Raw genomic sequence first — 5,901 nt, forward strand, 5'->3', positions numbered from 1 at the left:
CCGGTGGCGTCGGCTGGGGTGACGTCGCCGGTGACGTCGCCGGTGACGTCGCCGACGACACTGCCACCGGCGATGCCGGCATCCCCGACAACAGCCCCGGAGATCGTGGATTCGGTGGGATGCGGCGCCGACGGCTGCCACGTCTGGGCTGCCTCATCCCAGATGTATGAACCATCATCGCTGACCCAGCGACCGTGCTCGTCGATGCGCATGTGTCATCCTTCGGACCGAAACAGACGGTTCCAGGGTGCCATGCTGCCTGAAGAGAGCTTCACCCCGGATCCGGTACGGATCCGGAAGCAGCCCGAAACGCCCGCCAGGAGATCAAGGGCACGAGCGCCGCGCGATCATTGCTGTTCGCGCGGCCGGGAGGCCCCCAGGAAGACAGCCGGTCAAAGGCCGCGCGATCGTTCCTGTTCACGCGCGGCCGGGAGGCCCCAGGGGGCCGGCTGCCGAAACACGAACGGGTGCCGGATGAACTGGTAGCGGGTCAGCAAGACGTCGAGGTGACCAGCACGTCGGCCTTCTGCAACTCCTTGAGCGTGGCGTAGCCGGTCGTCGCCATCGCGGTCCGCAGCGCACCGGCAAGATCCAGAGTACCGGGGTTCACCGACACGGGGCCCAGCAGGATCTCCCGCAATGTTCCGGCGACCGGAACATGCTCCCAGATGCCTCGCGGCAGACGGGAGTGCAGGACGTCCATGGACCAGTAGCCGCCCCGGCCAGGCGCCTCGACCGCGGCGGCCAGCGGCACGTCGAGCATGACCGCGTCGGCGCCGCAGGCGATGGCCTTGGCGATGTCACCGCCGGTCCGCATACCCCCGTGGGCGATGACGTGGACGTATCGACCGCCGGACTCGTCCAGGTAGCGCATGCGCGCGCCGGCCGCGTCCGCGATGGCGGTCGCCATCGGGACCCCGACTCCCAGCACCGCCCTGGTCGTGTCCGCGCCACCGGGACCGACTCCGACGATCACACCGGCGGCGCCGGTGCGCATCAGGTGCAGGGCGGTCGAGAAGGACGCGCATCCGCCCACCAGGACGGGCACGTCGAGCTCACCGATGAACCGCTTGAGGTTCAATGGTTCGGTCCTTCTCGACTGGTGCTCGGCCGAGACGGCCGTCGCATGGATGACGAGCAGGTCGGCCCCGGCCTCGATCAGGAACGGGTACAGCGCCTTGACCCGTTGGGGACGCAGCGCGGCAGCTGTGACCACGCCGGCATCCCGGATCTCCGTCAGCCGCTTGACAACCAACTCGGGCCGGATCGGCGCGGTGTAGAGCTCGCGCAGGCGCCGGCCGGCCGCGTCCGCGTCGAGGGTGGAGATTTCCTCCAGCAGCGGCTCCGGCTCCTCATGCCTGCTCCACACCCCCTCGACATGGACGACGCCGAGGCCACCGATGGCTCCCATGCTGACAGCGGTAGCCGGTGAGGTCACCGCATCCGCGGGGGCGGTCACCACCGGCAGGTCGAAGCGGTAGGCGTCGATCTCCCAGGTCAGCGAGACGTCCGCGGGGTCGCGCGTCCGCCTCGACGGCACAATGCCCAGCGCGTCCAGGTCGAAGCCGACCCGACCGCTCTTACCGATACCGATCTCGACCTCAGCCACTGTGTCCTCTAGCCACTGTGTCCTCTCACCGGCATCACCGGCAACCAGCTCACCGGCACTTCCGGCAACCATGTCACTTTAAGTAACAAAACCAACACAAAACAGGCCGGCGGAATCAGGAGCAGCCCTCTTACCCCCAGCCGAACGACGTTCACCTCACCGTGAGTTGTAATTCGGTGCCTCGACGGTCATCTGAATGTCGTGCGGGTGGCTCTCCTTCAGGCCCGCCGTAGTGATGCGCACAAGCTGGCTGTCCTGCTGCAGGGCGGCGATCGTCGGCGAGCCGGTGTAGCCCATGGCCGCCCGCAGGCCGCCGACCAGCTGGTGGGCCACCGCGACCAACGGCCCCCGATACGGAACCTGCCCCTCGACGCCCTGCGGCACGAGCTTGTCGTCGGAGAGAACGTCGTCCTGGAAGTAGCGGTCCTTCGAGTAGGAGCGGGTGGTGCCCCGGGTGCGCATCGCGCCCAACGACCCCATCCCACGGTATGCCTTGTACTGCTTGCCGTTGATGAAAATCAACTCACCGGGGCTCTCGTCGACCCCGGCCAGCAGGCTGCCGAGCATCACCGTGTCCGCACCGACCGCGATCGCCTTGGCGATGTCCCCGGAGTACTGCATCCCGCCGTCACCGATCACAGGGATGCCGTGCTCCCGGGCGACCTGCGCGCATTCGTAGATCGCGGTGACCTGCGGCACGCCGACCCCCGCCACCACCCTTGTGGTGCAGATCGAGCCGGGCCCGACCCCCACCTTGATGGCGTCGGCGCCCGCCTCCACCAGCGCGCGAGCGCCGTCCGCGGTCGCGACGTTGCCCGCGACGACGTCGAGGGGGCCGCCGTCGACCCTGGTCGGCAGGTCGGCCTTGATACGGCGCACCATGTCCAGCACGGCCCGGGCATGGCCGTGGGCGGTGTCGACGACCAGGAAGTCGACCGCCGCGCTCACCAGCGCCTGGGCGCGCTTGTAGGCGTCCTCCCCCACCCCGATGGCGGCGCCGACCACGAGACGGCCGTCCGCGTCCTTGGTCGCCTGCGGGTACTGCTCACGCTTGGTGAAGTCCTTGACGGTGATCAGCCCACGCAGGCGCCCGCGGTCGTCCACCAGGGGAAGCTTTTCAATCTTGTGTTGCCGCAGCAGGGCCAAGGCGTCGTCAGCCGACACACCCACAGGTGCCGTGACAAGCGGCATCGAGGTCATCACGGCACGTACCGGCTGGGAATAGTCTCGCTCGAACCGGATATCACGGTTGGTCACGATGCCGACGAGCCGGCCATCGGATTCGGTCACCGGGACGCCGGATATCCGGTACCGGGCCATCAGCTCGTTGGCCTCGTCAATGGTGGCGTCCGGGCCGCAGGTGATGGGAGCGGTGATCATTCCTGATTCGGAACGCTTCACCATGTCGACCTGCTGCGCCTGGTCGTCCACGGAAAGATTCCGATGCAGCACACCCACCCCGCCCTGCCGGGCCATCGCGATCGCCATCCGTGCCTCGGTAACGGTGTCCATCGCCGAGGACAGCATCGGAATAGCGAGCCGGATATGGCGGGACAACCGCGTGGACGTGTCCGCGTCCGACGGCATGATGTTCGATTCCGCCGGGAGCAGCAGCACATCGTCGAAGGTCAGCCCCAGCGTGGCCAGTTTCGTTGGCAACGCCGGGCCCGGATCGGACACGGCAGGCCGGACAATGGGACTATTCATGGCACCTTCCGTTCATGCTTCGTCACCTGCCGTGCCGGTACTGCACCTGCACGCACTTCCCGGCCCATGCGCGACAATCCGCCCCACCCGGAGCGCCGGCCCCGCCATCCACTCCGCTGTCGCCGCTGTCGCCGACTCCCACCATCGACCGGCGCGACCGGACACCGACACGAGCTCCAAGCTTTACATGCTAGCCGGCCAAAGGACACGCGATCATGACTTTTCATGCGCCCGGAGGCCGCAGGGAACCTCGCCGGCCAAAGGACACCCGATCGCAGGCTTCCCACGAAAAAATGATCATGGTTTTTCGGCGGCGGCCGCGATATCGCATGCACCAAAACAGCCCGCAGTCACGGTAAAGAGGCAATACGAGCACACATCAGTGCTCGGAGTCGCCGATCGGGACCACTAAGAGGCTCAGTCCGGCGTAGCGTGGTCGGCGTGAGCAACGAGCCTCTCGACCCCTTCGCGGGCGACCCCGAGGATCCGACCGCAGAGCTCGCACGCCTAGACCCGGTCGAGGACACCGATCTGCTGGAGCCTCTGTCGCAGCAAGAGCGTGAGGAGGTACTCGCCGAACTCGGTGATCTCGACGTTTTCCGGACCCTGTTGGAACCCCGCGGCTACCGTGGCCTCGTCGTCGACTGCGAGGGATGCGCAGAACCGCACTTCTTCAACTGGGATCTTCTTACCGGGAATCTGCGCCATCTGCTCGACGAGGGACGCACCCGGGTACACGAGCCCGCGTATGCTCCGGATCCCTCCTTCTACGTCAGCTGGGACTACGCACGCGGCTATGCCGACGGCGTCTACGAGACAAGCGAGGCGTCGGAAGCCGACTCGCGCTAACCCGCCCTCCGTCCAGCGAAGCTGGGGCCTGTGGATCGCGCCAGCGCGGCAGGCGGTCCACAAGGGTGCGCAACGAGGTGACAGCACTGGATCCACATCACTTTCCCGCGACAGCTCACCAACAGCAGCCCACCCCTCCGCCAGGGGTCCCCAAATCATCGCGAAACGACCCAACGTTCCGCCCCTTCCCCTTACCGATCATCGCTGGATGATCGGTAAGCCCGCGTGACGACCAACCCGCCACGCCAGGGGTCCCCAGATCGCGGCGAAGCCACTATCTGGGGGAAAGCAGATCGAGTGCTTCGGACAGGGACTGTGCGTACCCGACCTGTGAGGTAAGGACTGACCTGCGCCAGCCCGGGCCTCCTACGACGATCGACGTCGGCGGCCGGGTCGTCGGTAAACCACGCCACGTCGCCACGTCCGCCGAGGCCCGGCGTTGGGACCAGAGGAACACCGCGGCCGGTCCGGTACGTACGACCGCGGTCCGCAGTGCGGCGATCGGTACCGCGGCTCCGAGGAGACGAACGGGTACCCCTCGTTCAGCCAGCCCAGCCGCGATCGCATTGAGGGCAAGGCTGTGCTGCTCGTCCGGGGTGCACGCGAGCAGCACCGGACGGGTGTGGACATCCACGTCACGATCTGCCGCACGGCGGAAAACCGTCACGATGCACTCGCTCAGCAGGTGCTCGACATCGACTGCGTCCCCACGCAGTTCCCACCGCCGGCCGACCGCGACGAGGACCGGACACGCCAGGTCCTGCCATGCGGCGACCACGCCGTCGGTCTCGATCGCCTGAGCCAGGATGCGGGTCACCGCGGACGAGTCGAGTGCCATGGCCGCGCGAGCGAGACCTCGAGCCGCAATACCGGCACCCTCGAGCGACAGGACCCGACCGCCTGAACCTCGCGCTTCGGTCATGAGCTCGGGTTCGGGTTCGGCCATCGCTGCGGGCCCGGTGACGACGGCGGGCCCGGTCATAACCGTGGGCCCGGAGATGTTCTCGGCAGCGCTACGGCCGTCGTGGGAGGAAAGCGCGATCACGACGGGCTTACCGATGCGCTGCTGATCGATTCCCCGGGCGTCAGGCCCGCCCGACTGCCCGGAGTCGGCTACGGAGCGTGGTCCGTCCTCGACCTGTCGAAGCGGTGCCGGCCACCGCGGCTCCGGCAGGTCGTCGGGAAGCACGCTCTTGGCCATGCGGGCCGCCTCCGCCGGCGCGATCCCAGCCTGCGTGAGACGGCACATGAACTCCAACCGAGCCAGGTCGTGTGGACCGTACCTGCGGCGGGTACCGGAAACATGGTCGGCCGGACCGAGCCCGTACCGGCGGTTCCATGTACGCAGGGTCGCGGGCGCGATTCCCAGCCGCCGGGCAACCGCGGCAACGGTGTACCGCGGATTGCGCTCCGCCGGGTCCGGGGAGGGGGTCACAGCGCTCATGGTGGCTCTCGGCGACCGTACCCACAACTTGGCGACGAACCGGCTCCGAACGACTACGCGCCGAGTGACTCTCTATGTTGAACAACATATGGCGCGGTACTACGGTGTAGCTGCGGCGCCAGCCGCCCATGGTTGAGAGGGGGGGCTCAGGCCGATGACCGACGTCCGACGACTTCCAGGCCCCGGTGCCGAGAAGTGGGAGTGGCAGCTTCACGGCGCCTGCCGTGGGGAGAGCACCGAGCTCTTCTTCCACCCCGAAGGGGAGCGAGGCCCGGCGCGTGCGGCTCGTGAG

The 5,901-nt window shown here is 67.7% G+C and carries 4 protein-coding genes and 2 pseudogenes; 2 read left to right on the forward strand and 4 right to left on the reverse strand.

The annotated features are described in order from the left end of the window. From DD1DGNOD_RS22725 to guaB, 3 genes and pseudogenes are all read right to left on the reverse strand, one after another. Nucleotides 1–212: pseudogene (locus DD1DGNOD_RS22725) on the reverse strand (hypothetical protein); the annotation flags it as partial. 278 nt (nucleotides 213–490) lie between these two features. Further along, nucleotides 491–1,609 carry a GuaB3 family IMP dehydrogenase-related protein gene (locus DD1DGNOD_RS22730; protein ID WP_131768499.1) on the reverse strand — a complete coding sequence of 373 codons (1,119 nt, stop codon included), beginning with the start codon at nucleotides 1,607–1,609 and terminating at the stop codon, nucleotides 491–493. A gap of 156 nt (nucleotides 1,610–1,765) precedes the next feature. Next, complete coding sequence (gene guaB, locus DD1DGNOD_RS22735; RefSeq protein WP_131768500.1) at nucleotides 1,766–3,316, reverse strand: IMP dehydrogenase; 1,551 nt, start codon at nucleotides 3,314–3,316, stop codon at nucleotides 1,766–1,768. A gap of 432 nt (nucleotides 3,317–3,748) precedes the next feature. On the opposite strand from guaB, the gene DD1DGNOD_RS22740 reads away from it, so the two are divergent. After that, nucleotides 3,749–4,165 (forward strand): DUF5319 domain-containing protein, encoded by a 417-nt coding sequence (locus DD1DGNOD_RS22740; RefSeq protein WP_131768501.1) that lies wholly within the window; start codon nucleotides 3,749–3,751, stop codon nucleotides 4,163–4,165. Nucleotides 4,166–4,439: 274 nt separating this feature from the next. Here the strand turns inward: DD1DGNOD_RS22740 and DD1DGNOD_RS22745 are convergent, their stop codons facing one another. Continuing rightward, nucleotides 4,440–5,609 carry a MerR family transcriptional regulator gene (locus DD1DGNOD_RS22745; protein WP_131768502.1) on the reverse strand — a complete coding sequence of 390 codons (1,170 nt, stop codon included), beginning with the start codon at nucleotides 5,607–5,609 and terminating at the stop codon, nucleotides 4,440–4,442. A 154-nt stretch (nucleotides 5,610–5,763) separates the two neighbouring features. Between DD1DGNOD_RS22745 and DD1DGNOD_RS30945 the strand changes: the two are divergent. Further along, nucleotides 5,764–5,901: pseudogene (locus DD1DGNOD_RS30945) on the forward strand (WhiB family transcriptional regulator); the annotation flags it as partial.

The sequence above is a fragment of the Candidatus Protofrankia californiensis genome (assembly GCF_900634765.1).
GTDB classification, from domain to species: Bacteria; Actinomycetota; Actinomycetes; order Frankiales; family Frankiaceae; genus Protofrankia; species Protofrankia californiensis.